Consider the following 24005-nt stretch of genomic DNA (forward strand, 5'->3'; position numbering starts at 1 on the left):
CATGCTCCAAGCTTGCTAAGCCTCAAGTGCTGACAAGTTGCTAATATCGATAATGAAAAGGCCCGGAATGAACCAGCCGGGCCGTAAAGTCTTTCGATTTGGTAAAGAAAGGCTGAAACTATTTGGTGCCGTACATGCGGTCGCCGGCATCGCCGAGGCCGGGCACGATGTAGCCCTTCTCGTTGAGATGACTGTCGATCGATGCGGTGAAGACCGGAACATCGGGATGGGCGGCGCGGAAGTTGCGGATGCCTTCCGGGGCGGCAAGCAGGCAGAGGAAGCGGATATTGTGGGCGCCGCGCTCCTTGAGCTTGTCGATTGCCGCGATCGAGGAATTGCCGGTTGCAAGCATCGGGTCGACGACGATGATCAGGCGCTCGGCCACGTCCTCCGGCGCCTTGAAGTAATATTCGACCGGCTGCAGCGTCTCGTGGTCGCGGTAAACGCCGATATGCGAAACGCGGGCGGAAGGCACGAGATCGAGCATGCCTTCGAGCAGTCCGTTGCCGGCGCGCAGGATCGAGGCGAAGACCAGCTTCTTGCCCTCGAGGATCGGCGACTCCATCGTCTGCAGCGGCGTTTCGATCGTTTCCATCGTCAGTTCGAGATCGCGGGTCACCTCGTAACAGAGCAGCGTCGAGATTTCGCGCAACAACCGCCGGAAACTCCCCGTCGATGTCTCCTTGCGTCGCATGATGGTGAGCTTGTGCTGCACCAGCGGGTGATCGATGACCGTGACGCCGTCCATGGGGAAGCCTTTCATTCTTTCTATCGACTGTTTCTTTCACGGAAATCGGCCCGACTGCAAGAGTGGAGGCCAATCTTCCCCAGCCTCTCGTCCTTAAATCCGGGCAAGCAGGGCCTTGCGTGTCTCCTCGTCGACGAAGGCCGCTTCGATCGCCGTTTGCGTCATGCCGTTGATCTCGGCGTCGCTGAAGCCGAAGGCTCCGGCGGCAAGTTCGTATTCCCGCTCCAGCGAGGTATGGAAGAAGGGCGGATCGTCCGAGCTGATCGTCACCCTGACGCCTGCTTCCTTCAGCCGGCGCAGCGGATGGGAGGCGAAATCGGGAAAGACTCCGAGCGCGATATTGGAGCCCGGGCAGACCTCGAGCACGGTGCCGAGATCGGCAAGCCGCTTCACCAGATCGATATCCTCAACGGCGCGCACGCCATGGCCGATGCGCGAAGGACGCACCGCATCGAGCGCGTCGGTAACGCTGAACGCGCCGCAGACCTCACCGGCATGGATGGTCAGCCCCAGGCCGGCATCCCGGGCGATATCGAAGGCACGGGCGTAGTCGGCGACGCGCCCCATGCGCTCCTCGCCGGCAAGGTTGAAGCCTGTTATCAGAGGATTGCCGGCCTTAACAGCATATTCGGCAGCACCTATCACGCTCTCCGGGCCGAAATGCCGCTCGCCGGTGACGATCAGCCGAGCCTCGATGCCGCTCTTTTCCCTGGCCCGCCGGATGCCTTCGCAGATACCTGACATATAGGCGTCGGCCCCCAGTCCGATGCGCTTGCCGTGGTCGGGCGAAACGATGAGTTCGCTGTAGATCGTATTGATGCCGGCGAGTTCGTCGAGATAGGTCTCGGTTAGAAGCGCATAGTCCTCTTCGGTTCTGTAGACCTCGGAAATCTTGTCATAACATACGAGGAAGCTTGCGAAATCATGCCAGACATAGGCCCCGTCGCGAAGCTCCGCGCTGATGTCGACGCCGTATTTCCGTGCCTGCGCCGCGGTCAGAGCTGGCGGCGCCGCACCCTCCAGATGGCAGTGCAGTTCGACCTTCTTCAAATGCGATGTCACAGAAAACTCCTTCCGTGCGGTCCGGTTGGAATGCCCAGATGCCGTGCGATACTCTCGCCAATATCGGCATAGCTGCGGCGCACGCCGATCGAGCGCGACCGGATGCCGGGGCCGTAGGCGATGACAGGCACGCGCTCGCGCGTATGGTCCGTGCCACGCCAGGTCGGATCGCAGCCATGATCGGCGGTGAGCACGACGAGATCGCCAGGCTTCAGTTTCTTATGGACTTCGGGCAAGCGCGCGTCGAAAGCTTCGAGTGCCGCGGCATAGCCCGGCACATCGCGGCGATGGCCGTAGATCATGTCGAAATCGACGAAATTGGTGAAGACGAGATCGCCGTCCTCAGCCTCGTCGATGGCCGCGAGCGACGCATCCATCAGCGCCTCATTGCCGTTTGCCTTGATGACCCTGGAAATGCCCTGATGTGCGAAGATGTCACCGATCTTTCCCACAGCATGCACATGCCGGCCGTGTTCGATCAGCCGGTCGAGCAGTGTCGGCTCGGGCGGCAGCACGGAGAAGTCACGCCGGTTTCCGGTACGCTGGAAGGTAGAGGCGGACTGACCGATAAAGGGTCGGGCGATGACGCGGCCGATATTGTGGGAATCGAGCAGCCCCCGGGCCAAACGGCAAAACGCCAGCAGGCGATCGAGGCCGAAATGCTCCTCGTGCGCCGCGACCTGGAAGACGGAATCCGAGGACGTGTAGCAGATCGGCTTGCCGGTGCGGATATGGTCCTCGCCGAGCCGGGCGATGATCTCCGTTCCCGAGGCATGGCAATTACCGAGAATGCCGGGCACATCGGCCGCCATGCACAGCGCCTCGATGAATTCGGCAGGAAAGGCGTCGCCCTCCATCGGGAAATAACCCCAATCGAAACTGACAGGTGTTCCCGCGATCTCCCAATGGCCTGACGGCGTATCCTTGCCGCGGGAGATTTCGGTGGCGGCGCCATAAATGCCGTAGACCTTCTCCGGGATAGGCATGCCGGCCGGAAAACGGCCTGAGGCGGATCGCGCGATCTGCATGAGCCCGAGTTCCGACATATTGGGCAGGGAAAGCGGTCCTTCGCGCAAACCAGCGCGGTCTCCGGCTCCGGCGGCGCAGAACTCGGCGATATGGCCGAGCGTATCGGCGCCCTCGTCACCATAGGCCGCCGCATCCGGCGCCCCGCCGACGCCGAAGGAATCCAGAACGAAAAGAAAGGCACGCGCCATTTTACACCCGAAAGAGCCGATCGCCGCAATATCGAAGGCGGTTGAGATCCAGCCATATAATGCTGGGGCCGGCTTGGCAAATTGCAGCGCCGCGCATCTGTTTCAGACGCGCAAAGGACGCTTCAACACTTCGCAGAGAAGAAGGGAAGGGCGGTCAGCAGTCGCCGCAGGGGATCGAGTCGCCTTGCCGCTGGCGATAGTAATAGCTGCGGCTGATGGTGATCGTGCGCATGCCGTCCGGCATGAAGTTCGGCGCGAACAGGAACATCGTATAGGGAATGCTGACCTCGGTGCGGACCAGGAAGCTGTTTGCCGTCTTCATGTCAGACGGCACGTTGCTCACTGTGGCGTTCTTGGCATAGGGCACAGTCCCGTCCTGGGCCCAGGACCAGAGCACTTTCGCATTGGCGCCGGCGTCGATGGTAATCCCGGTGATCTTCATCGTCAGCGTCGTCGCGCTGTAGGGCACGAAGATCGTGGTTGCGACCGATGGCATCTGCGCGAGCGCGCTCTTGGTGACAGACTGCTGCTGGGTGATGAGGTCGGCCACCGACCCCGCGGCGCGCGTCACACGCTTGCTGACGCTGAGGCCGATCGTGATTTCGAAAGCACCGATATAGAGCATGACGAGTACGGGAAAGAGGATCGCAAATTCGATCGCTCCGGCACCTTTGCGGTCTCGGATGAGTCGCCGCGCCGTCAGTACGAGTCTGGTGAATGGGTTGCGCAGCGCCATTATGGATACTGCTCGTTCTGGAAGGCCGCGGTCGCGACGATCAGATATTGGCTGGGCATCGAACCGTCGGAGGGACGTATCGTGGTGATATAGGGCCTGACCAGATCCGTGATGATTTCCCAGCGGTAGTAGGCGCGCACCATGTTGATGGTGCCGGCGCCACCTGGCGCGTATTTGAAGGCAGCCGGGTTGATGTCGGCATATCTGTCGGTGGAAAGCTTGGGGATCGTCGTCGGAATGGCCGAGAAAGTGCTGAACGTCTGTACATCCAGATACAGCTTGCTCGGCGTGGCGACCTCGCTCGCCGAGCAGCTGATCAGGATCGAGATTTCATCGCAGAAAGCCTGGCGGAATTGCGCCTGGTTCATATCGGTCGTGCGGCCGAGATTGTAGGTGATCTGCCCGGTCCGCATCCGGCGGCTCATCGTATCGACGGCGTTGGACACGAGTTCCTCGGCGGCGAAGGCGACGAAGGTTTCGAGGATTGCGAAAATCACCAGAAAATAGGGAATGGCGAGCAGGGCGAATTCGATCGCCGCTGCGCCATCGCGCGAACGGGCGAGACCGCGAAACCATGAGAAACGGATTGGCGCGGAGACGCGCGCTTTATCCGTCTTCTGATCAATTACCGTCATTACCTGGATCCGAGCGACATTCTCCGTCCGCCACACTAGGAGCCGTTCGTTGATTTTCCGTTTCAACCTGACACGACGATTTTAACGAATGGTCGAAGAACTGAAGTAAACCGATCAGGGCGAGGCGGCGGCGGTGGTCGCTTGCTGTGCGTGCTGCTCGCAATTCGGCGTGCACGACAGCACGGAGCGCTCGGTCTGCCGATAGACGCGCACCGTATTGCCTTCGTCAATCGACACCAGGATGCGTTCGTCGAGGATCGCATTGCCGTCGGCATCGAGAAGGACCAGATTGGTGGTGCCGAAGCTGCGTCCCGTCAGCACGATGGTCTTGGCGTCGGCGACGGTCGCATCGGCGACCTTGGCGTTGCCGACGATGACCTTGCTGACGGGGCGGTCGAGTTTCAATACGCGCGCGTGATCCATATAAACACGCAGCATGTCATCGTCTGCGGCCGCGGAAACTCCCGAAACACCGAAAACGGCGATCATGCCGGCAAAGAAAATGGTTTTGCCGCTCGATGACATTTGGTCCTCTTTCACGATCACAGCGCAATATCCGCATAGAATGGAAAAAAATGGTGAACGAAGCCTTAAGCCTGGCATCCTGTTCCGAGATGAAGCGCAATGATCCGATTTGGCACGGGTTTAGAGTGGTACACGTCTCGGTTGGAGGTGGAATCTGCGCTATTTCCGGATGAACGCACCTGTTATTCCAGGAATATCATTAAATATTGAGGTAAGTGTGCAAGAAAATACTGACTCTACAAAGGCCTGTTGCCTCATTCGCATCTCGTTAACTCTTTTCCTTAAGCCGATGGAAACGGCCATTCGCTAGGTTGCAGTCATCCGATCAACGGCAACAGTTGGCGGACGTGCTGAACATCAACTGGAGTTAGGAGTTACCATGACCAAGCTTTTTAGCCGTTTTCTGAAGGACGAATCCGGCGCGACCGCAATCGAATACGGCCTGATCGCCGCTCTCATTTCCGTAGCGCTCATCACCGGCGCAACGAGCCTGGGCAACAGCATCAGCACCACGTTCAACAATCTCAGCACCAAGATGAATACCGGCGTTACCGCGTCGAACTAAGACAAAGGCCGTCGGGCGGCGACCAATAATACGGCCGGATTCGCTCTGACCGATCTATCGAGTGGGCTCACAGGCTGAACGGCCGTGAGCCTTTTCGCATCAAGTCACGATCGGGGTATACGCATGATCGCAACTGCAGTCTTCGTGATACTGCCATTCTGCCTCGCTATGGCCGCGTTCTCGGATCTGTTCACCATGACGATCCCGAACCGCGTATCTCTGATCCTCATTGTTTTCTTCTTCCTCCTTGCACCGCTCTCTGGCCTGGCCTTGGGTGCGATCGGCATGCATCTTGCGGCCGCTGCCATCGTCTTTTGCGTCTGCTTCGCTCTTTTTGCATTCAATGTGATGGGCGGCGGCGACGCCAAACTGTTGAGCGCCACCGCTCTCTGGTTCGGCCTGAACCAATCCCTCGCCTTCCTGATGCTTGATGTCGCCGCCATCGGCGGCCTGATCACCTTGCTGATCTTGCTGGTGAGAGCGCAATCGAACACCATCCTGGCCATCGGCCTGCCGGTTCCGAATTCGGTCCTTCTCGCCAAGAAGATCCCCTACGGCATCGCGATCGCGATCGGCGGCTTCATGGCCTTTCCTTCGTCGCCGCTGTTCCTCGCCGCGTTGGAAAGCCTGAAATAACGGCATTTTAAATGCTCGTTAACTTAAAATGTAAGCGTTCCATTAACCATAATTATACCAATTGCTGAGCATTCTGCAGGGCGAACATATCGTGCCCTGAGGAATGATCGATGAAACCGGCCCGCCTTATAATCCTAGCTGTCGCCGTGGTGGCGGCCGGCCTTGCCGGCCTCTTGGCGATGCAGATGGCAGGCCGTGGTGGTGTCGTCACCCAGGTCCAGTCGGTCATCGAGAAGGAACCGACCGTCAACATCCTCGTCTCGAGCGCCAATCTGCCGGTCGGCGCAAGGCTGGATGAAAAGTCGATACACTGGATGGCCTGGCCGCAAGGCGGTGTCGTCCCGGGCCTCATCACCGAAGCCGACAAGCCGGATGCGATCAAGGATCTGCAGGGCGCCGTCGTGCGTCTTCCGATCTTCGAAGGCGAACCGATCCGGCCGGAAAAGGTTGCCGATTCCAACAGCCGCATCCTCTCCTCACTGTTGCCGGCCGGCAAGCGCGCCGTCGCGACCGAGATATCGGTGGCAACAGGCGCCGGCGGTTTCATCCTGCCGAACGACCGTGTCGACGTCATCATGGTCCGCAAGGGCGCTGAGGCCGACAAGCTCATAACCGAAACCGTGCTGAGCAATGTCCGCGTTCTCGCCATCGACCAGCAGATCCAGGAAAAGGACGACGGTTCGAAATCGGTGGTAGGCACGACCGCGACGCTCGAGCTCACGCCCGACCAGACGAAGGTTCTCGCCGTCGCCCAGCAGATGGCGGACCGGCTGTCGCTGGCGCTGCGCTCGGTCGCCGATGCGCAGGAGCAGGATACCAGTGCAGCCGACTATCTCCTGAGCGGCGACAACGGCAGTGCGATCATTCAGGTCATCAAATCAGGCGCCATCGTCACGGATGCCAGCGCAGCACCGAAGGCGGAGTAAAAGGACGTGCAAATGGGCAATTCAACGCGGCGCGGCGGACTTCTCCTGACAGGTTGCCTCTCGCTGGTAATCGGCGTCTCCGGTATAGTGCCGGCCTCGTTCGTTCCAGTTCTCGGGGCAGGCGAGGCGCGTGCCGATTCCGAAAGTCTGATCCGCATCTCGCAGACCGGCCCTGATGCCCATCGTCGGCTGAAGCTCGGGCTGAACAAGGCCGTCGTCGTCGATCTGCCGGAGGATGCGCACGATATCCTCGTATCCGATCCGACCATGGCCGATGCCGTGACCCGCACCTCGCGGCGAATCTACTTGTTCGGCAAGAAGGTCGGCCAAACCAATATCTTTGTCTTCGGCGCCGGCGGGCAGGAGATCGTCAATCTCGACATCGAGATCGAGCGCGACGTCTCCGGTCTCGAAGTCAATCTCCGCCGCTTCATTCCCGACTCCCGCATCAACGTCGAAATCGTCTCCGACAATATCGTGCTGACCGGCACCGTGCGCACGCCGCAGGATGCCACGCAGGCAGCCGATCTGGCGCAGGTCTTCCTGAAAGGCGGCGAGGCGACGACCAGAACCGAGACGGCATCCGGCACCGGCGGCGACAGCTCGGTGGCGCTCTTTGCCGAAGGCCGTCAGACCTCGCAGGTCGTCAATCTCTTGCAGATCGAGGGTGAGGATCAGGTCACCCTCAAGGTGACGATCGCCGAGGTTCGCCGCGAGGTGCTGAAGCAACTCGGCTTCGACAATCTGGTTTCCAGTTCTTCTGGAATGACCGTCGCCCAACTCGGCAGTCCGAGCGCCGACGTCGCGACATCGACGGTTGGAGGCGGCCTGGCGGCGCTCTTCAAGAGCTCGATCGGCAAATACGACATTTCGACCTACCTCAACGCGCTGGAACAGGCCAAAGTCGTCAAGACGCTCGCCGAGCCGACGCTGACGGCGATATCGGGCCAGGCCGCGACCTTCAATTCCGGTGGCCAGCAGCTTTATTCGACGACCGACAGCGACGGCAACGTCACCGTCACGCCGTTCAACTACGGTATCAACCTGGCCTTCAAGCCGGTCGTGCTGTCCTCGGGACGAATCAGCCTGCAGATTAAGACCAATGTCTCCGAGCCGGTGGCCGGCAGCGGCAACGCCACCTACCAGCGCCGTTCGGCGGAGACTTCGGTGGAACTGCCGTCGGGCGGCTCGATCGCGCTGGCCGGCCTGATCCGCGACAATGTTTCTCAGACGATGGGCGGCACGCCCGGCGTCTCGAAGATCCCGCTGCTCGGGACGCTCTTCCGCCAGAAGGGTTTCGAGCGTCAGGAAACCGAGCTCGTCATCATCGCAACGCCCTATCTGGTGCGTCCGGTGGCACGCAATCAGCTCAACCGGCCGGACGACAATTTCAGCCCTGAGAATGACGGTGCGACCTTCTTCCTCAACCGTGTCAACAAGGTCTATGGCCGCCGCGAGGCACCCGTCGCCGACGCGCAGTTCCACGGCTCGATCGGGTTCATCTACAAATGAGCGGGGCACGATCGGCAGCAATGGCACAAAACAGAGATCAGGCGATGGCCCATATGAATTCGACGACACCCCGCCTCGGACTCTCGAAGGCGCTTCTGGCGGCAGCCGGCGTTTCGGTGGCGATCCTTTCCGGATGCGCCGGCCCCCATGACCAGCTGACAACAGGCGGCATCCCCGACGATTACCGCGCCCGTCACCCGATCATCGTGACGGAAGCGGAGCAGACGGTGGATATACCCGTCGCCTCGACCGATCGCCGCCTGACCATCGCGCAGCGCGACCTTATTCGCGGTTTTGCCGCAAACTACCGCATGCGCGCCTCAGGCCCGGTTTACGTGCTGTCGCCGCAAGGTTCGCCCAATTCGGCGGCGGCCTACCAGCTGCGCAACCAGGTCCGCGCCGAACTGGCCTCGAGGGGGATCGCAAGCTCGAAAATCGTCAACACCTCCTATGCCGCTGCCGGTTCAGGCGATGCGGCGCCGATCCGGCTGAGTTTTACCGGCACCACTGCGGTCACCACGCAATGCGGCCAGTGGCCGAAGGACATCTCGAGCGATCTGACCAACCAGAATTACTATAATTTCGGCTGCGCCTCGCAGAACAACCTTGCCGCCCAGATCGCCAATCCGGAGGATCTGGTGGCGCCCCGCGGCATGACCCCGATCGATGCGCAGCGGCGCAACAATGCCATCCAGGAATACCGGACGACGACGTCGACGATCGAAGATATCGCCGACAGCAACAGCGGCTTCTGAGGCGGAACGGGACGATGAGCGCGATCGAATACGAAATCAGGAATCCCAGCGAGCTTCGCATCGCCGATGAGGCGGTGCGCATGGCGGATCTGGAAAATATGCGGCCGCTGCCGCGTATCTCCGTCCACGCCTTCTGTGAGAGCGAGGCCCTGCAGCAGGTCATGGAACGCTGCGCCAATGATCGGCGCGTGGCGAAGGTCAGCATGCGCATCACCAGCGGCGGCATTGCCGCTGCCGCCAATATGTTTTCCGGCGCCCCGACCCCGAACCTCATCATCCTCGAGAGCAAGACCAATGCCGCAAACCTGCTCGGCGAACTCGCGCCGCTCGCTGCCGTCTGCGATCCGACGACCAAAGTCGTCATTATCGGTTATTACAACGATATCGGGCTTTATCGCGAGCTGATCCGCAACGGCATTTCCGAATACATGGTCCAGCCCGTCGCCATGCCTGATATCCTGGCGGCGATGGCCTCGATCTTCGTCGATCCGGAAGCCGAGCCGCTCGGCCGCAGCATCGCCTTCATTGGTTCGAAGGGTGGCACCGGCGCTTCGACCATCGCGCATAATTGCGCTTTCGGCATTTCCAATCTCTTCTCCACCGAGACGATCCTCGCTGATCTCGATCTGCCCTATGGCACGGCCAACATCGACTTCGACCAGGATCCGGCGCAGGGCATCGCGGAAGCGGTCTTCGCGCCTGATCGTCTCGACGAGGTCTTCCTCGATCGCCTGCTGACGAAGTGTTCCCAGCATCTTTCCCTGCTTGCCGCACCCTCGCTGCTCGACCGCGCCTACGATTTTGACGGCCAGGCCTTCCAGCCGGTGCTCGATGTCCTGCAGCGCAGTGCGCCCGTTACCGTGCTCGATGTGCCGCATGCATGGTCGGAATGGACGCGGTCGGTGCTGTCGAGCGTCGACGAGGTGGTCATCACAGCGGTTCCTGATCTCGCCAACCTGCGCAACGCCAAGAACATGCTGGATGCGCTACGCAAGATGCGGCCAAACGACAAGCCGCCGCATCTCATCCTCAATCAGGTCGGCATGCCGAAACGTCCGGAGATTTCGCCGTCGGATTTCTGTGAACCGCTGGAGATCGATCCGATCGCGATCATCCCCTTCGACATCAATCTTTTCGGCAATGCCGCCAATAGCGGCCGGATGATCTCGGAAGTCGACCCGAAATCGCCGACGGCGGAAACCTTTTCGCAGATATCGCACATCGTCACCGGCCGTGTCGCGATCAAGAAGGCGAAGAAGGGCGGCCTGCTGGGCCTCCTGAAGCGCAAGTAGACAAAGAGCAATTCCAGCAACAGCGGTTTTGCGTCCGGAATTGCGTGAAGACAAAAAGATAGAGCAGATTGGATCGAGCGGTATGTTTGGAAAACGCGGAAACGAAGGTTTCGGAAAGGCCGGAGGGGCGATTGCTCCCCCGCCGCCGGCTCCGGCCGCCGTCCCCGCGGCCTCTTCACCCTCCGTTCTGGTCGAACCGTCGCGCGAGCCCGCTCGCCAGCAGGTGACGCCGCCGCCGATGCAGACGCCGCAGCGCAAGCGCCCCGTCCGCACCGATGAATATTACGACACCAAGGCGCAGGTCTTTTCCGCGCTGATCGATACGATCGATCTCTCGCAGCTTTCCAAGCTCGACGGCGAAAGCGCGCGCGAGGAAATCCGCGACATCGTCAACGACATCATCACCATCAAGAATTTCGCGATGTCGATCTCCGAGCAGGAAGAGCTGCTCGAGGATATCTGCAACGACGTGCTCGGCTACGGCCCGCTGGAGCCGTTGCTGGCGCGCGACGATATCGCCGATATCATGGTCAACGGCGCCGGTCAGACCTTCATCGAAGTCGGCGGCAAGACGATCGAATCGGAAATCCGCTTCCGCGACAATGCGCAGCTTCTCTCCATCTGCCAGCGCATCGTCAGCCAGGTCGGCCGCCGCGTCGACGAATCGAGCCCGATCTGCGACGCACGCCTGCCTGACGGTTCGCGCGTCAACGTCATCGCGCCGCCGCTGTCGATCGACGGACCGGCGCTCACCATCCGCAAGTTCAAGAAGGACAAGCTGACGCTCGATCAGCTCGTCCGTTTCGGCGCGATCACGCCGGAAGGCGCGACCGTGCTGCAGATCATCGGGCGCGTGCGCTGCAACGTCGTCATTTCGGGCGGCACCGGCTCGGGCAAGACGACGCTTCTGAACTGCCTCACCAATTATATCGACAGGGACGAGCGCGTCATCACATGCGAGGATACGGCTGAACTGCAGCTGCAGCAGCCGCATGTCGTCCGTCTCGAAACGCGCCCGCCAAATATCGAAGGCGAGGGCGAGATCACCATGCGCGATCTCGTCAAGAACTGCCTGCGCATGCGTCCCGAGCGTATCATCGTCGGCGAAGTGCGTGGACCTGAAGTTTTCGACCTCTTGCAGGCGATGAACACCGGTCACGACGGCTCGATGGGCACCATCCACGCCAATACGCCACGCGAATGCCTGAGCCGTATCGAATCGATGATCGCCATGGGCGGCTTCACCCTGCCGGCAAAGACGGTGCGCGAGATCATCTCCACCTCGGTCGACGTCGTCATCCAGGCGGCGCGCCTCCGCGACGGTTCGCGCCGCATCACCCAGATCACCGAGGTGATCGGCATGGAAGGCGACGTCATCATCACTCAGGACCTTATGCGCTACGAGATCGAAGGCGAGGATGCGGGCGGCCGCCTGATCGGCCGGCACATGTCGACCGGCGTCGGTAAGCCGCATTTCTGGGATCGCGCCCGCTACTTCAACGAGGAAAAGCGCCTTGCCGCCGCCCTCGACGCGATGGAAGCGAAAACGAAGGAATAGGCGAGATATGTTCGGGTTCGATCCGATAGTGCTGGCAATCGTCGTCCTCGCCGCCGTCTCCGCGGCGGCGGTCGCCTATACCCTGATGTTTTCCCGGATCGAGGCCGACAAGAAATCGGCAAGCCGTATCAACCGCGTCAAATCGGCCGAAAGCGACCGGGTCAAGGTCAAGGCTGCCCGCGATCGGGTACAGGAGCTGTCGAAGCGCCGCAAATCGGTGCAGGACAATCTGAAGGATCTGGAAAAGCGCCAGCACGAAAAGACCAAGAAAACCCTGTCGCTGAAATCCCGGCTGGTGCAGGCCGGCCTGTCGATCTCGGTGGCGAAATTCTATCTCTTCAGCGCCATCTTCGCCTGCGTGTTGCTGCTCGTGGCCCTGGTCGTCGGTACTTCCTTGATGGTCATGGTCGGTATCGCCGTTGTCGCCGGTCTCGGCCTGCCGCGCTGGATCCTCGGTTTCCTGATCAAGCGCCGCCAGAACAAGTTTCTCAACGAGCTCCCCAATGCGCTTGACGTCATCACCCGCTCGATCAAATCGGGGCTGCCGCTCAACGATGCGATCCGTCTCATCGCAACCGAAGGCACAGAACCGGTCAAGAGCGAGTTCCTGCGGGTGATCGAGGCGCAGCAGGTGGGACTCAGCATCCCCGACGCCTGCGCCCGTATGACGACCCACATGCCGCTCCAGGAAGTCAACTTCTTCGCCATCGTCATCGCCATCCAGTCGCAGGCTGGCGGCAATCTGTCGGAAGCGATCGGCAACCTCTCCAAGGTGCTGCGTGAGCGCAGGAAGATGAAAGCCAAGGTCTCGGCGCTCTCGATGGAAGCCAAGGCGTCTGCCGTCATCATCGGCGCTCTGCCCTTCATCGTCGCGACTCTCGTCTACCTCACCTCGCCGAACTACATGATGATCCTTTTCACCGATCCGCGTGGCCATTTCATCATGGGCGTCTCTGCGATCTGGATGTCGATCGGTATCTTCGTCATGCGTAACATGGTCAATTTTGACATCTAGCCGGAAGGAAGCACCATGTCGCAGGATCTTGCCGCAACGCTGACCAATCCGAGCATGCTGATTGCGCTCTTCGTCGCGATCGCCGTCTTCGCCACCTTTTACACGATCGCCATTCCATTTTTCGAGCGCGGCGATCTCAACAAGCGCATGAAGGCCGTTTCGACCGAGCGCGAGCAGATCCGCGCCCGCGAACGCGCCCGCATGAACATGGAAACCGGCGCTGGCAAAGCCTCACTCAGGAGCCAGAACAACCGCTCGGTCCGCCAGATCGTCGAGCGTTTCAATCTGCGTAAGGCGCTCGTCGACGAGAATACGGTCAACAAGCTGCGCGCCGCCGGTCTCCGTTCGGAGAATGCGCTGAATACCTTCCTCGTGGCGCGTTTCCTGCTGCCCTTCCTCTTCTCGACGCTTGCCGCCGTCTGGGTCTTCGGCCTCGGCAATCTCGCCGGACGGGGCATGCCCATCCGCCTCTTTGCCGTCATCGGCATCGGTTATCTCGGTTTCTACGCGCCCAACATCTATATCTCGAACCGCATGGGCAAGCGCCAGCACTCGATCAAGCGCGCTTGGCCGGATGCGCTGGACCTGATGCTGATCTGCGTCGAATCCGGCATCTCGATCGAGGCCGCGATGCGGCGCGTGTCGGAAGAACTCGGCGAGCAGTCGCCGGCGCTCGCCGAGGAGATGGTGCTGACCACGGCCGAGCTCTCCTTCCTGCCGGATCGCCGCGTGGCGCTCGAAAATCTTGCCACCCGCACCCAGATCGAGCTGGTACGCTCGGTAACTCAGGCGCTGATCCAGGCCGATCGCTACGGCACGCCGGTCGCGCAGGCGCTGCGCGTTCTCGCCCAGGAAGGACGCGATGAGCGCATGAACGAAGCGGAAAAGAAGGCGGCCGCCCTGCCGCCGAAACTGACGGTGCCAATGATCCTGTTCTTCCTGCCGGTGCTGATCGCCGTCATTCTCGGTCCGGCTGGCATCCAGGTGGCAGACAAGTTCTGACGGTTGAGCTGGAAACAGGCTACCGCTTTCGGCAGAAGGCGATGTGCATCAAGGACTATTGGTCTGATCCGCAGTCAGCCAACGCGCGTGACCGGCGCCGGCATAGCTGGTAAACGGGATGAGAGACTATCGCAGGCGCGGATGCAACCGCAGGCCCCCTGGCGCTCATTCAATCCAAAGGGAGGTTCTCCGATGTCTTCTGCAGGCATTTTCATCAGCATCATGGCAGCCTTGGTGGTCGGTGCGATGAGCCCCGGCCCGAGCTTCGTCGTCGTTTCCAGGATTGCCATCTCGCGCTCACGGCTGGATGGTCTCGCGGCGGCACTCGGCATGGGCGCCGGCGGCGTCGTTTTTGCGGTCCTGGCGCTTGCCGGCCTGACGGCGCTGCTGTCGCAATTCGAATGGCTCTATGTCCTGCTGAAGGTCGCTGGCGGCGCCTATCTCGTCTATATCGCCGTCAATATCTGGAGGAGTGCCGGTCAGCCGCTCGAGATCTCCGATGCCGCCAACGGCAATCGCGCGCCCATGCGCAGCTTCGTGACCGCGCTGCTGACCCAGATCAGCAACCCGAAGACCATTATCGTCTATGCCAGCATCTTTGCCGCACTTCTGCCGAGGACGGTTCCGTTCAGTCTCATTGTGGCGCTGCCACTCGGTGTCTTCGCCGTGGAGGCGGGCTGGTATTCGATCGTCGCCCTTGCCTTTTCGGCACGCCACCCGCGGCGGCTCTATCTTGCCGCCAAGCACTGGATCGACCGCACGGCAGGTGCCGTCATGGCCGGCCTCGGCCTACGGCTCATTCTTGCGGGCGTGAGTGATCGGTAGGATGTCGCGCGATTGACTTCGGGTGCTCTCAAGCTTGGAGGAGATCCGGTCAGTTCGTATTGCTGTCGCCCGGCGTCTTGTCTTTGGCGGCGAGCTTCTGCCAGGAATTCTGCTGCGACAGCATCCCTCTGAGATAGGCGACGTTGGCATCGGCCTGCTGCGGCGAAAGTTCGCGCCGCGCGATCTGCTCGGCTTCCGGGAAGCGTCCCTGCAGGCCGACGACGAGGGCAAGGTTCTGCCGGACGCGGCTGTCGGCCGTGGGTTGGCCGGCGGCGGAGCGCAGGTAGGTTTCGGCCGTGCGCAGATCGCCGGTCAGCACGTAAGACATGCCGAGGTTGGACAGAATGGAAGGCTCGTTCGGCTGGATGTCGAGCGCGTCGCGGTAGCGCTGCCGGGCATCGCTTGCCCGGCCCATCTGATCGAGGATCGCGCCTTCGGCCGAGATCAGTCTCCAGTCCGGACGGTCCGGCGTCTGGGCGCGGCCGATCGTGTCGAGTGCCTGCTGGAACTGACCGGCCGCTGCCTGTGCCTTGCCATAGGCGGCCAGCACGGTACGGTCGCCCGGGTTGGCGATCGCCACCTGCTGCATGACGGCGAGCGCCTGCGTGTCGCGGCCGTTCATCCGCAGCAGATTGGCATAGCTGACGCCGGTGATGGGATCGCGCGGATTTTTTTCATAGGCCTGGCCGAGCCGGTCCGTCGCCGAGCGCAGTTCTGTCGCGTCCATCTCTTCAACCGGCTTGGTGAGCTTCGGCACCGAGCCTGTGGTCATCCGGTCCTTGGTCGTCGAACAGCCGGCAAGGGCAAGGACGAGCAGCGATGCCGCCGCACCCTGCAGGATACGATTCGTGAATGTGGTGGCGAGTGAGGCAGGCATGACGCGTTCCTGATTTCGAAATCGGCGCCTGACCTCGAAGCGGAACAGGGAAAGGTTTGACGCAATCTTCGCTCCAGCAATAGTCTGTTAACCCTAACAGACCGTTAAGGAACGATTCCTTACGACCGCCGAAGGACAATCATGGCCCCCTATCAGTTCATCGAAAGACCGACCCCATTCAACACGAAGGGCGGTTCGACGCTGCCGATCTTTGCCGTCACGCCTGCCCATATCGAAACCGGCACGATCGATCCGATCGCGCTCGATTGGGCGCGCAGGGCGGGCTATAAGGCCGAAAGCGGGTCGCTGCTGTTGATCCCGACGGCCGAAGGCCATCTCGGCGGCGCGCTTTACGGTCTCGGCACCAATCCCTCCGAGCAGCCTTACATCACCGGCAGGCTCGCCCGCACGCTGCCGGCCGGCGACTGGCACATCGAAACCGCGCCGCTGACGGCCAATCGCCTCGCTCTCGGCTTCGGGCTCGGCAGCTACCGTTTCGATCGTTACAAATCCGAAAAATCACCAGCGGCGACGCTGATGATCCCCCGCGATGCCGATGGCGCCGACATCAAGCGCCAGCTTGCCGGCGTCTTTCTCGCCCGCGACCTCATCAATACGCCGACGAACGACATGGGGCCGAACCAGCTCGAGGCCGTTTTCCGTGGCCTGGCCGCACATTACAAGGCGGAGGTATCGGTAATATCGGGCGACGACCTGCTCACGCAGAACTTTCCGCTGGTCCATACCGTCGGCCGCGCCAGTGCCGACGCGCCGCGCCTTCTCGAGCTGCGCTGGGGCAAGAAGGGTCATCGCAAGGTGACGCTGGTCGGCAAAGGCGTCTGCTTCGATACCGGCGGTCTCGACATCAAGCCTGCGGCCTCCATGCTCTTGATGAAGAAGGATATGGGCGGCGCGGCGAATGTGATGGGGCTTGCCCTGATGATCATGGACGCCAAGCTGAAGGTCGACCTGCGCGTCATCGTGCCCGTGGTCGAAAATGCCATCTCGTCCAATGCCTTCCGCCCCGGCGACATCTACCGGAGCCGCAAGGGTCTGACCGTCCAGATCGACAATACCGACGCCGAAGGCCGTCTGATCCTTGCCGATGCGCTGGCCTATGCCGATGAGGAAGAGCCCGAGCTGCTGATCGACATGGCGACGCTGACAGGTGCAGCCCGCGTTGCGTTGGGTCCGGATCTCCCGCCGTTCTTCACCGATGACGCCAATCTGGCGCATGACCTGACCGAAGCGAGCCTGGAAACCGATGATCCGATCTGGCGACTGCCGCTCTATTCCGGCTACGAAAAGGATATCCGCGCCAAGTTCGCCGACCTCACCAATGCCCCGGCCGGTGGCATGGCGGGGGCAATTACCGCGGCCCTTTTCCTCAAGCGTTTCGTCAGCAAGACGAAGAGCTGGGCGCATTTCGACATTTACGGCTGGGCCCAGTCCGAACGGCCGCATTCGCCGGGCGGTGGCGAGGCACAGGCGATCCGCGCACTCTTTCACCATATTCGTCAGAGCCTGCGCTGAGGCCATGCGCAAAAGGCGCTGAGGCGTCGCGTGTTCACGCGCTGCGCCTCGCCGCCGATCATTAAAATTTTATTCACCTTGCCATGCGGCAGTTCCCGGCCGCCCTTGCATGTGTATGGCAACTGCCGGAAAATGGAACGTTAGCGTAACGATCTTCCGGAGGGGCCGTGCCGATCGAACTGACCGCCTCGCAGGCGCTGGGGCTCTGGCATGGCGTGGCGCTCGATCAGGTCCGCCACGACGACCGCGATTTGACGTTGCGCCAAATGGCGATCCTGCTGCATATTTATCTGGTGCCGCCGCCGCACACGGTGCGCGGGCTTGCCGCCACGCTTGAGGTCACCAAGCCGGTCATCACCCGCGCCTTGGATACGATGGGCGAGATGGGTCTGGTCGATCGCGTGCGCGACGATGCCGACCGGCGCAACGTGATCATCAAGCGCACCGTCGGCGGCGCGCTTTATCTGGAAAAGCTCGGCGATCTCGTGCGGGATCAGGGCCGCCGGCTGCCGCTCTGAAAGGAATGCCAATGACGATGCTCGACCGCCGCCTGCATGCCTACAGGCCGGATCTCGCGGAAGCGGGGCTTGAAGGCAAGGTAGAGGCTTTGCGCTTCGTGGAAGGTGCGGCGGCGCGCGTCGCCGTTCCGGTGGCAGCGTTGCGGCCCGCACCGGATCTTGCGCGCGGCATCGATACCGAGCTGCTCCTCGGCGAAGAGGTGACGGTTTTCGATCGCGCCGACGGCTGGTGCTGGGTGAAAGCCGCCTCGGACGGCTATGTCGGTTATATCGAGGCAGACGCGCTCGTGGAAGGCAGGCCGGCGCCGACCCATATCGTCACCGTGCAGCGCAGCTTCCTCTATCCGGAACCGGAACTGCGCAAGCCCCACCAGGCCATCCTGTCGATGGGAAGCCGCGTTCACGTCGCCGGCGAGGCGGAAGCGCGCGGCAATCGCTATGTCGTGCTCGAGGACGGGACGGCGATCTTCGCCAAGCATGTCCAGCCGATCGGCGCGCTCGACGGCGCCGATTATGTCGGCATCGCAGCCCGTTTCCTGGAAACGCCCTATCTCTGGGGCGGACGGTCCGGCCTCGGCATCGATTGCTCCGGTCTCGTCCAGCTGGCGATGCTGATGACAGGCAGAGCCGCACCGCGCGATACCGACATGCAGGCGGCGGGCCTCGGCGAGCCGATCGACCGCTCCGACATCCGCCGCGGCGACCTGGTATTCTGGAAGGGCCATGTCGCCCTCTTCGAGGATCCGGAAACCATCCTCCACGCCAACGGCCATAGCATGACGGTGGCGCGCGAGAATTTCGAGGCTGCCGTCGAACGCATCGGCTGGCTCTACGAACAGCCGACCGGTTATCGCCGGCCGATCAGCTGATCAGATATCCGGCGGCTGCGGCCAGGATCTCACGCCGCCCGTCCAGTCCTCGAAGGCTTTCGATAGTCTCAGCACCAGCATGTCGTCGAAGCGCGGCCCGACGATCTGCAGGCCGATCGGCATGCCCGAGCGAGAGAAACCGCAATTGATCGAGGCGGCCGGCTGCTCCGACATGTTCCACGGCACCGTGAAAGCGATATGCTCGAAGGGCAGGGCCGGATCATTGGTCGGCGATGCCCATTCGGCCGGATAGGAGATGATCGGATTGGTCGGCGAAAGCAGGGCGTCGATCTCGGTGAACAGCCGTCCGCAGCTCTTGCGCATTTCGATCGTCTGGTTGAACCCCTTGACCGCATCGACGCCGCGGATGTCGGCGCCGCCCTTCGCCCAATCCCTGATATAGGGCAGGATGCTGTCGCGGCGTTCTTCGTCGAGATCGGCGATATCGCCCCAAAGCCGGGACCGCCAGAAATTGTCGAGCCCATCCAGCATCGCGCGTGTCAGCACCGGCTGGACTGATACAATGGTCGCGCCGGCCTTCTCGAAGCATCTCGCCGCCGCTTCGACCGAGACCCTGATCTCGTCCTCCACCGCAAGCCCGCAGCCGGCATCGAGCATCAACCCGATCGTCATGCCCGACATGTCGATGTCAAGATCCATCCAGTTGAAATCGTTCGGCGGCAGGCTGGTGCCGTCGCGCCAGTCCGGCCGCGACAGCGTTGCCATCGAAAAGGCCGCATCCTCGACCGTGCGCGCCATCGGCCCGACGCAGCGCCCGACATAATAGGGATCGGCCGGAATGCGCCCATGGCTCGGCTTGAAGCCGAAGATGCCGGTCCAGCCGGCGGGAAGGCGCACTGAGCCGCCGATATCGGTGCCGATATGCAGCGGCCCGTAGCCGGCCGCTGCGGCCGCTGCGGCCCCGGCGCTCGATCCGCCGGGATTCTGTGTAGTGTCCCAGGGATTGCGGCTGAGAGGATGAAAGCTCGAAAGCCCGGAGGACAGCATGCCGTAATCCGGGCAGGTGGTCTTGGCGAAGATCACTGCGCCATCTTCCCGCAGCCGGGCGGCGGCCGGCGCATCGGCGTCAGCCGGTATCAGTTCCATCGCCTTCGTGCCGAGCGGCACCGGTTGGCCCTTGGTGGCGATCAACTCTTTCAGCGTCACCGGGATGCCGTCGAGGGCGCCAAGCATTTCGCCCTTCGACCAGCGCTCGGTCGAAGCTTTCGCCTGCGCGCGCGCCGATTCCGGATCGTAGAGGTAGAGTGCCGAAATCGAAGGCTCCCAAGCGGCGATATGGTCTTCCAGGGCGAGCCAATAATCGAGGGGAGAGAGGCTCTTATCGGCGAAGCGCTGCCTGAGTTCGCGGATGGTAAGGTCGGTTTCGGTCATGGCATGGTCTTTCGGGCTTTTCGTCTTGGGAGGACATCAGCGGCTCGCCTCGCGCGGGTCGAGCAAATCACGCAAACCGTCGCCGAGCATGTTGAAGCCGAAGACGGTGAGCGCGATGGCAAGACCGGGCAGGATCGCCAGCCAGGGGGCGAGCGCCAGATAGGTTTGTGCATCGGCAAGCATACGGCCCCAGGTCGGCGCCGGCGGCGCCATGCCGAGACCGAGGAAGCTGAGACCCGCTTCGGTCAGGATCGCCAGCCCCAGCTGGATGGCGCCATGGACGATGATCTGGCTCATGATATTCGGCAGCACATGGCGCAGCGAAATGGTCAGGCGCGTATTGCCGATCGCGCGCGCCGCCGTCACATAGTCGCGGCTCCAGGCCTGTAGCGAGGTCGCAAGCGTCACCCGGGCAAAGACCGGGATCATGAAGACGGCGATCGCGGTGATTGCGGTGAACCGTCCCGGCCCGAGAAAGGCGCCGAGCACCATGGCCGACAGGATCGGCGGCAGGGCAAAGATGACGTCGCAGATCCGCATCAGCAGCGCTTCGAACGGACCGCGGATCGCCGCCGCCGAAACGCCGGCGATCGAACCCAGCGTCCCGCCGATCATAACCGCGGTAATGGCGATCGACAGTGAATTCCAGCAGCCTGCCATCAGCATCGACAGCACGTCGCGGCCGAACTGGTCGGTGCCGAGCAGGCCGAAGGCAAGCGGCGGCTGCAGTTTGTGGATGATCTGCATTTTCGCCGGCGGCAGCGGCGTCCACACAAGCGACAACAGCGCCACGGCAACCAGCAGGCCGATGATGACAGCCCCTGAAATCAGGTTCATTCGCCGGCTAAGTCTAAAGGTCCGGCCGCCGCTGGTGATGGCGGTGGATACGATCGGTGCCATCGTCAGGCCGCCTTTCTCATCCTGGGATCAATCGCCAGATAGGAGAGATCGACGACGAAGTTCATCACGATGACGAGGCCTGCGAAGAACAGCACGACATCCTGCATGACGATGATGTCGCGCTGGGAAAGCGCCTGCAGGGCGAGCCGACCGAGGCCGGGCAGGTTGAAGACGTTTTCCACCAGCACCGCGCCGGCAACGAGAAAGGTGAATTGCAGCCCGATCATGGTGAGGATCGGGATCAGCGCGTTCGGCACGATATGACGCCACAGCACCGCACGACGAGAGAGCCCTTTCGCCACGGCGGTGCGGGCAAAATCCTCATGCATGGTGTCGAGCACAGCTGAGCGCGCCACCCGCGTCAGCACGCCCGCCTGTGGCATCGCCAGCGCGACGGCGGGCATAACGAGCGCCTGCAATGCCTGTAGGATACCGGCGCTCCAGCCGGGGAAGCCGCCGGCCGGCATCAGCCCGAGCATCGTCGAAAACAGGATGATCAGGAGCAGCGCCACCCAGAAGGCGGGCACGGCGATGCTGATCTGCGAAAACAATGTTGCGATGATATCGAAGAGACCGCCGCGGCGCGAAGCGGCCAGCACGCCGAGCGGCAAGGCAATCGCCACCGAAAGCGCGATCGCCATCAGCGCCAGCGGCAGCGTCACCGTTAGCCGCTCGAGAATCAAACCCGCGACCGGCACGCCATAGGTGAGGGAATTGCCGAGATTGCCGGAGATCACGCCGGTCAGCCACTGCCCGTAACGCAGCAGCAGCGGTTGGTCGAGCCCGAGATCGTGGCGCAGTGCCGCAAGCGTTTCAGGCGTTGCCGAGGTGCCAAGCATAATCGAGGCGGGATCGCCGGGCAGAAGGTCCATGACTGCGAAGATCAGCAGCGAGACGACGACGAGCGTGACGAGGAGACCGGCGAAGCGGCGGGCGAGGAGGGTGATCATATCGGATCGAGCACCGCGGCAATCGAACGCGGCACGCCCCCTCCGCCCTCACGCGGAGCCCCCGACGCGCCGGCGGCGAGTTTGGCGAGAACGCCAACTCCACTCGTCATCCCAGGCCTTGAGCCTGGGATCCATGCCACTGCTGTTGATGGATGTGGTGTGGATGCTCGGGTCAAGCCCGAGCAAGACGGAGTTTGGAGTTGGCGGGAGGAGCCAATCAGGGCGCAGATCCCCGTGTCAGAAATGCCATCCACCAGCGAAACCAGACAATCCCGGCCCAGATTGACCTCACTTGGCGAGGGAGGGAGAGAGCTGCGCGCCATATCGACCAAATGTATGTCGGATCTCTCCAAGGCCTTCACCTCATCACATCCCGCCCCTAACCTACCGCTCTCACTCGTCCCAGGACACGCCCGAGAGTACGTTGGAGGGGATCGGCTCGTTCTCCCACAGCCCTTTCAGCTTTTTGTCCCAGACGCCGAGTTTCGGCATGACGAAGAGATAGAGCGCCGGCACGTCCTCGGCGAGGATCTTCTGCGCCTCGCCGTAGATCGCATTCTGCGCGGCGGGATCGGTCGTCTCCTGCACCTTCTTCATCAGCGCGTTGAAGGCAGGGTTCTTATAATTGAAATAATAGGGATCGCGGGCATAGATGTCGATGTCGAGCGGTTCGGCATGGGCGACGATCGTCATGTCGAAGTTGCGGTCCTTCATGATGTCCTGGACCCATTTCGCCGGAAATTCCGTCGGTTCGATATTCATCGTCACGCCGATCTCGGCAAACATCGCCTGCATCACCTGGGCGCTGCGCGGCGCATAGGCCATCTGCGGGGATTTGATCGTGAAGGTGAAACCGTTGGGATAGCCGGCTTCGGCGAGCAGCGCCTTCGCTTTCGCGACGTCATAGGGCAGCACATTGGTCATGTCCTGATAGCCCGGATCGTTCGGCGTGTAGTGGCTGCCGATCGGCGTGCCGAGGCCGGACCATGCGCCGTCGATCACCGTCTTGCGGTCGATCGCCATCATCAGCGCCTGGCGCACGCGTTTGTCGTCGAACGGCTTCTTGGCATTGTTCATGCCGGCAACGACCTTCAGCTCAGTATTGCCGATCCTGGTAACGAGCCTCGCATCGCCGTCGAAGGAGCTCATCAGCTCGGGCGCGGCAAATTCCGGAAATGCGTCGAGATCGCCGGATTTCAGCGCAGCCGCCTGCGCCTGCGGATCGGCGATGAAGCGGAAGGTCACCTTGTCGAGCTTGGCGGCCGCATCCTTGTTCCAGTAATCGGTATTCCTGGCGAGTTCGACCTTGTCGCCCTTCGCCCAGCTTGCGAATTTGAAGGGACCGGTGCCGATCGGCGTCGTCTTGTCGTCGGCCGCCGTCTTCGGGGCGACCATTACCGAGGCCGGCCAGCCGAGCCAGTAGATCAGGCTGCCGGTCGGCGCCGAGAGATGCAGCACCAGCGTTTCGGCATCGGGCGTATCGATCGAGGCGATCGAAGCGAAGAAGCGCTTTTGCGGATTGACCGAATCCGCGCCGCGGGCGCGGTCGAGCGAAAACTTGGCGCTCGCGGCATCGAAGGCCTCGCCGTCATGGAATTTGACGCCGGTCTGCAGCTTGAACGTATAGGTCAGGCCATCGGCAGAAATCTCCCAGCTTTTCGCCAGCTGCGGCTGGACCTTGCCGGCTTGGTCGATCGTCACCAGCCCCTCGAATACGTTCTGCCAGGTTACCTGACCGATCGCGACGGGTGCGGCGATCGTCGGATCGAGGCCGGTCGGCTCGACGCTCATGCCGAGATTGAGGGCGGTCTTCGCCGCTTCCGCCGGCGCCGTCGCCGTCATCACGAGGCCTGCCGAAAGCGCAGCACCGAGGGAAAGCCGCCTGATGAAACGCGAAGGCGCAAACGAAAGCTTGATCATCATGTCCCCTGTCTGGCCATGCTCGGTGGCGAAGGCC

General features: G+C 62.0%; 24 protein-coding genes. 13 read left to right on the forward strand and 11 right to left on the reverse strand.

All coding sequences use genetic code 11. From position 1 onward, the window contains the following. Positions 1–118: 118 nt before the first annotated feature. From upp to FHX10_RS18835, 6 genes are all read right to left on the reverse strand, one after another. Positions 119–748: a uracil phosphoribosyltransferase gene (upp, locus tag FHX10_RS18810; RefSeq protein ID WP_012759721.1), complete on the reverse strand. Its 630-nt coding sequence runs from the start codon at positions 746–748 to the stop codon at positions 119–121. A gap of 93 nt (positions 749–841) precedes the next feature. Next, positions 842–1810, reverse strand: coding sequence for an adenosine deaminase (locus FHX10_RS18815; protein WP_028757044.1), 969 nt, complete (start codon positions 1808–1810; stop codon positions 842–844). Beyond that, positions 1807–3027, reverse strand: coding sequence for a phosphopentomutase (locus FHX10_RS18820; RefSeq protein ID WP_028757045.1), 1221 nt, complete (start codon positions 3025–3027; stop codon positions 1807–1809). Before FHX10_RS18820 ends, FHX10_RS18815 begins: the two co-directional genes overlap by 4 nt. A 154-nt stretch (positions 3028–3181) precedes the next feature. Next, positions 3182–3763: a TadE/TadG family type IV pilus assembly protein gene (locus tag FHX10_RS18825; RefSeq protein WP_028757046.1), complete on the reverse strand. Its 582-nt coding sequence runs from the start codon at positions 3761–3763 to the stop codon at positions 3182–3184. Continuing rightward, positions 3763–4398 (reverse strand): TadE/TadG family type IV pilus assembly protein, encoded by a 636-nt coding sequence (locus FHX10_RS18830; RefSeq protein WP_028757047.1) that lies wholly within the window; start codon positions 4396–4398, stop codon positions 3763–3765. The genes FHX10_RS18825 and FHX10_RS18830 overlap by 1 nt, the downstream gene beginning before the upstream one ends. Before the next feature lie 114 nt (positions 4399–4512). Then, complete coding sequence (locus FHX10_RS18835; protein ID WP_028756117.1) at positions 4513–4923, reverse strand: pilus assembly protein N-terminal domain-containing protein; 411 nt, start codon at positions 4921–4923, stop codon at positions 4513–4515. Positions 4924–5302: 379 nt separating this feature from the next. On the opposite strand from FHX10_RS18835, the gene FHX10_RS18840 reads away from it, so the two are divergent. The 10 genes from FHX10_RS18840 to FHX10_RS18885 all read left to right on the forward strand — a co-directional run bounded on the left by FHX10_RS18840 (position 5303) and on the right by FHX10_RS18885 (position 15009). Next, positions 5303–5488 carry a Flp family type IVb pilin gene (locus FHX10_RS18840; RefSeq protein WP_047617466.1) on the forward strand — a complete coding sequence of 62 codons (186 nt, stop codon included), beginning with the start codon at positions 5303–5305 and terminating at the stop codon, positions 5486–5488. Between the two features lie 123 nt (positions 5489–5611). Further along, positions 5612–6124 carry a prepilin peptidase gene (locus FHX10_RS18845; RefSeq protein WP_028757049.1) on the forward strand — a complete coding sequence of 171 codons (513 nt, stop codon included), beginning with the start codon at positions 5612–5614 and terminating at the stop codon, positions 6122–6124. A 110-nt stretch (positions 6125–6234) separates the two neighbouring features. Beyond that, entirely contained in the window at positions 6235–7050 is an 816-nt protein-coding gene (gene cpaB / locus FHX10_RS18850; protein WP_047617469.1) for a Flp pilus assembly protein CpaB, read from the forward strand. Between the two features lie 12 nt (positions 7051–7062). Further along, positions 7063–8562 (forward strand): type II and III secretion system protein family protein, encoded by a 1500-nt coding sequence (locus FHX10_RS18855; protein ID WP_028757051.1) that lies wholly within the window; start codon positions 7063–7065, stop codon positions 8560–8562. Further along, positions 8559–9317, forward strand: coding sequence for a CpaD family pilus assembly protein (locus FHX10_RS18860; protein ID WP_028757052.1), 759 nt, complete (start codon positions 8559–8561; stop codon positions 9315–9317). The genes FHX10_RS18855 and FHX10_RS18860 overlap by 4 nt, the downstream gene beginning before the upstream one ends. A gap of 14 nt (positions 9318–9331) precedes the next feature. After that, positions 9332–10609, forward strand: coding sequence for a CpaE family protein (locus tag FHX10_RS18865; RefSeq protein WP_028756123.1), 1278 nt, complete (start codon positions 9332–9334; stop codon positions 10607–10609). An 82-nt stretch (positions 10610–10691) separates the two neighbouring features. Continuing rightward, positions 10692–12167 (forward strand): CpaF family protein, encoded by a 1476-nt coding sequence (locus FHX10_RS18870; RefSeq protein ID WP_028756124.1) that lies wholly within the window; start codon positions 10692–10694, stop codon positions 12165–12167. A 7-nt stretch (positions 12168–12174) separates the two neighbouring features. Then, the gene (locus FHX10_RS18875; protein ID WP_063473510.1) at positions 12175–13182 is read left to right on the forward strand and encodes a type II secretion system F family protein; all 1008 of its coding nucleotides are present in this window, start codon (positions 12175–12177) and stop codon (positions 13180–13182) included. A gap of 15 nt (positions 13183–13197) precedes the next feature. Further along, positions 13198–14184: a type II secretion system F family protein gene (locus tag FHX10_RS18880; RefSeq protein WP_047617477.1), complete on the forward strand. Its 987-nt coding sequence runs from the start codon at positions 13198–13200 to the stop codon at positions 14182–14184. Positions 14185–14376: 192 nt separating this feature from the next. Further along, complete coding sequence (locus FHX10_RS18885; protein WP_047617479.1) at positions 14377–15009, forward strand: LysE family translocator; 633 nt, start codon at positions 14377–14379, stop codon at positions 15007–15009. 49 nt (positions 15010–15058) lie between these two features. Here the strand turns inward: FHX10_RS18885 and FHX10_RS18890 are convergent, their stop codons facing one another. Continuing rightward, the gene (locus tag FHX10_RS18890) at positions 15059–15886 is read right to left on the reverse strand and encodes a tetratricopeptide repeat protein (protein ID WP_047617481.1); all 828 of its coding nucleotides are present in this window, start codon (positions 15884–15886) and stop codon (positions 15059–15061) included. A 141-nt stretch (positions 15887–16027) separates the two neighbouring features. Here FHX10_RS18890 and FHX10_RS18895 point away from each other — a divergent pair, with 141 nt between their 5' ends. From FHX10_RS18895 to FHX10_RS18905, 3 genes are all read left to right on the forward strand, one after another. Continuing rightward, the gene (locus FHX10_RS18895) at positions 16028–17419 is read left to right on the forward strand and encodes a leucyl aminopeptidase family protein (protein ID WP_063473509.1); all 1392 of its coding nucleotides are present in this window, start codon (positions 16028–16030) and stop codon (positions 17417–17419) included. A gap of 167 nt (positions 17420–17586) precedes the next feature. After that, positions 17587–17937, forward strand: coding sequence for a MarR family transcriptional regulator (locus FHX10_RS18900; protein ID WP_047617485.1), 351 nt, complete (start codon positions 17587–17589; stop codon positions 17935–17937). A gap of 11 nt (positions 17938–17948) precedes the next feature. Then, complete coding sequence (locus FHX10_RS18905) at positions 17949–18806, forward strand: NlpC/P60 family protein (protein WP_063473508.1); 858 nt, start codon at positions 17949–17951, stop codon at positions 18804–18806. Here the strand turns inward: FHX10_RS18905 and FHX10_RS18910 are convergent, their stop codons facing one another. The 4 genes from FHX10_RS18910 to FHX10_RS18925 all read right to left on the reverse strand — a co-directional run bounded on the left by FHX10_RS18910 (position 18807) and on the right by FHX10_RS18925 (position 23968). Further along, positions 18807–20198: an amidase gene (locus FHX10_RS18910; RefSeq protein WP_183844878.1), complete on the reverse strand. Its 1392-nt coding sequence runs from the start codon at positions 20196–20198 to the stop codon at positions 18807–18809. 36 nt (positions 20199–20234) lie between these two features. Next, complete coding sequence (locus FHX10_RS18915; protein ID WP_063473506.1) at positions 20235–21098, reverse strand: ABC transporter permease; 864 nt, start codon at positions 21096–21098, stop codon at positions 20235–20237. A gap of 2 nt (positions 21099–21100) precedes the next feature. Further along, the gene (locus FHX10_RS18920) at positions 21101–22048 is read right to left on the reverse strand and encodes an ABC transporter permease (RefSeq protein WP_047617492.1); all 948 of its coding nucleotides are present in this window, start codon (positions 22046–22048) and stop codon (positions 21101–21103) included. 393 nt (positions 22049–22441) lie between these two features. Then, positions 22442–23968 carry an ABC transporter substrate-binding protein gene (locus FHX10_RS18925; RefSeq protein ID WP_176707317.1) on the reverse strand — a complete coding sequence of 509 codons (1527 nt, stop codon included), beginning with the start codon at positions 23966–23968 and terminating at the stop codon, positions 22442–22444. Positions 23969–24005: the final 37 nt, after the last annotated feature.

The sequence above is a fragment of the Rhizobium sp. BK591 genome, from assembly GCF_014195045.1.
Taxonomy (GTDB): Bacteria; Pseudomonadota; Alphaproteobacteria; order Rhizobiales; family Rhizobiaceae; genus Rhizobium; species Rhizobium anhuiense.

Coding starts and splice junctions, on each gene's coding strand:
- FHX10_RS18895 (WP_063473509.1), top strand. CDS start 16,028: ATGGCCCCCTATCAGTTCATCGAAAGACCGACCCCATTCAACACGAAG.
- FHX10_RS18855 (WP_028757051.1), top strand. CDS start 7,063: ATGGGCAATTCAACGCGGCGCGGCGGACTTCTCCTGACAGGTTGCCTC.
- FHX10_RS18870 (WP_028756124.1), top strand. CDS start 10,692: ATGTTTGGAAAACGCGGAAACGAAGGTTTCGGAAAGGCCGGAGGGGCG.
- FHX10_RS18830 (WP_028757047.1), bottom strand. CDS start 4,398: ATGACGGTAATTGATCAGAAGACGGATAAAGCGCGCGTCTCCGCGCCA.
- FHX10_RS18915 (WP_063473506.1), bottom strand. CDS start 21,098: ATGGCACCGATCGTATCCACCGCCATCACCAGCGGCGGCCGGACCTTT.
- FHX10_RS18875 (WP_063473510.1), top strand. CDS start 12,175: ATGTTCGGGTTCGATCCGATAGTGCTGGCAATCGTCGTCCTCGCCGCC.
- FHX10_RS18845 (WP_028757049.1), top strand. CDS start 5,612: ATGATCGCAACTGCAGTCTTCGTGATACTGCCATTCTGCCTCGCTATG.
- FHX10_RS18835 (WP_028756117.1), bottom strand. CDS start 4,923: ATGTCATCGAGCGGCAAAACCATTTTCTTTGCCGGCATGATCGCCGTT.
- FHX10_RS18865 (WP_028756123.1), top strand. CDS start 9,332: ATGAGCGCGATCGAATACGAAATCAGGAATCCCAGCGAGCTTCGCATC.
- FHX10_RS18880 (WP_047617477.1), top strand. CDS start 13,198: ATGTCGCAGGATCTTGCCGCAACGCTGACCAATCCGAGCATGCTGATT.
- FHX10_RS18885 (WP_047617479.1), top strand. CDS start 14,377: ATGTCTTCTGCAGGCATTTTCATCAGCATCATGGCAGCCTTGGTGGTC.
- FHX10_RS18890 (WP_047617481.1), bottom strand. CDS start 15,886: ATGCCTGCCTCACTCGCCACCACATTCACGAATCGTATCCTGCAGGGT.
- FHX10_RS18840 (WP_047617466.1), top strand. CDS start 5,303: ATGACCAAGCTTTTTAGCCGTTTTCTGAAGGACGAATCCGGCGCGACC.
- FHX10_RS18860 (WP_028757052.1), top strand. CDS start 8,559: ATGAGCGGGGCACGATCGGCAGCAATGGCACAAAACAGAGATCAGGCG.
- upp (WP_012759721.1), bottom strand. CDS start 748: ATGGACGGCGTCACGGTCATCGATCACCCGCTGGTGCAGCACAAGCTC.
- FHX10_RS18825 (WP_028757046.1), bottom strand. CDS start 3,763: ATGGCGCTGCGCAACCCATTCACCAGACTCGTACTGACGGCGCGGCGA.
- FHX10_RS18920 (WP_047617492.1), bottom strand. CDS start 22,048: ATGATCACCCTCCTCGCCCGCCGCTTCGCCGGTCTCCTCGTCACGCTC.
- FHX10_RS18910 (WP_183844878.1), bottom strand. CDS start 20,198: ATGACCGAAACCGACCTTACCATCCGCGAACTCAGGCAGCGCTTCGCC.
- FHX10_RS18905 (WP_063473508.1), top strand. CDS start 17,949: ATGACGATGCTCGACCGCCGCCTGCATGCCTACAGGCCGGATCTCGCG.
- cpaB (WP_047617469.1), top strand. CDS start 6,235: ATGAAACCGGCCCGCCTTATAATCCTAGCTGTCGCCGTGGTGGCGGCC.
- FHX10_RS18925 (WP_176707317.1), bottom strand. CDS start 23,968: ATGATCAAGCTTTCGTTTGCGCCTTCGCGTTTCATCAGGCGGCTTTCC.
- FHX10_RS18820 (WP_028757045.1), bottom strand. CDS start 3,027: ATGGCGCGTGCCTTTCTTTTCGTTCTGGATTCCTTCGGCGTCGGCGGG.